This window comes from Paraburkholderia sp. JHI2823 (assembly GCF_038900695.1).
Lineage (GTDB): Bacteria > Pseudomonadota > Gammaproteobacteria > Burkholderiales > Burkholderiaceae > Paraburkholderia > Paraburkholderia mimosarum.
The window spans coordinates 1-926 of the sequence record NZ_JAYMRY010000151.1; the positions used below are offsets into that span (position 1 = coordinate 1).

A 926-nucleotide genomic window follows, 5' to 3' on the forward strand; every position below is an offset into this window, starting at 1 on the left:
CCGATGCGAAGGGAGAAATCCAAGCGGAAGGCCTCCGCAAGGATGAGAGTACCGATGCGGGGCACAGGGGCGGAGACGTCCGCAGTAGGGGTGAAGGTCCTGTAATGGGACTGGACCGAAGGGGCGTCATCGTTCGGCGTTACTACGTCGGCAACTTGAGAGAGGAGGACCGGCGTGGATAAGGCAAAACCGTTTTGTATTTCCAAACACGAGGTGTGGGCGGCTTACAAGCAAGTAAAGGCAAATCGTGGAGCCGCAGGCGTGGACAGGCAATCACTGGCGGCATTCGAGGAGGATCTGAAGAATAACCTTTATCGGATCTGGAATCGGATGTCATCCGGCAGCTATGTTCCGCCGCCGGTCCTGCGAGTTGACATACCCAAAGCGGGAGGCGGGACGAGACCGTTGGGCATACCGACGGTGTCGGACAGAATCGCGCAGATGGTAGTCAAACGATATCTCGAGCCTATTGTGGACCCGGTGTTTCATGAGGACTCTTACGGATATCGTCCTGGCCGGTCGGCGCATCAAGCACTTTCGGCTGCGCGGCAGCGATGCTGGCGTTACGCCTGGGTGCTCGATCTCGACATCAAGGGCTTCTTCAATAATATTGATTGGGAACTTCTGATGCGGGCAGTGCGTCGTCACACGGATTGCGCATGGGCGTTGCTGTATATCGAGCGTTGGCTCAGAGCGCCAGTGTGCATGCCGGATGGGGCTTTGGTGCATCCCGACAAGGGTACACCGCAAGGCTCGGTCATCAGCCCAATACTCGCGAATTTGTTCTTGCACTACGCGTTTGATCGGTGGATGCAGAAACACCACCCGGAAGTTCCCTTCGAGCGCTACGCTGACGATGCTATCTGTCATTGCAAAAGTGAAGCGCATGCGCGCGCACTCAGGCAGGAACTGGAGCAACGGATGGC

Annotated in this window: 1 protein-coding gene; it reads left to right on the forward strand. The window is 57.1% G+C overall.

The features are described from left to right. Positions 1-174 precede the first annotated feature (174 nt). Positions 175-926 (forward strand): group II intron reverse transcriptase/maturase (ltrA, locus tag VSR34_RS38015; RefSeq protein ID WP_342965190.1); only part of this gene is annotated, 752 nt, incomplete at its 3' end.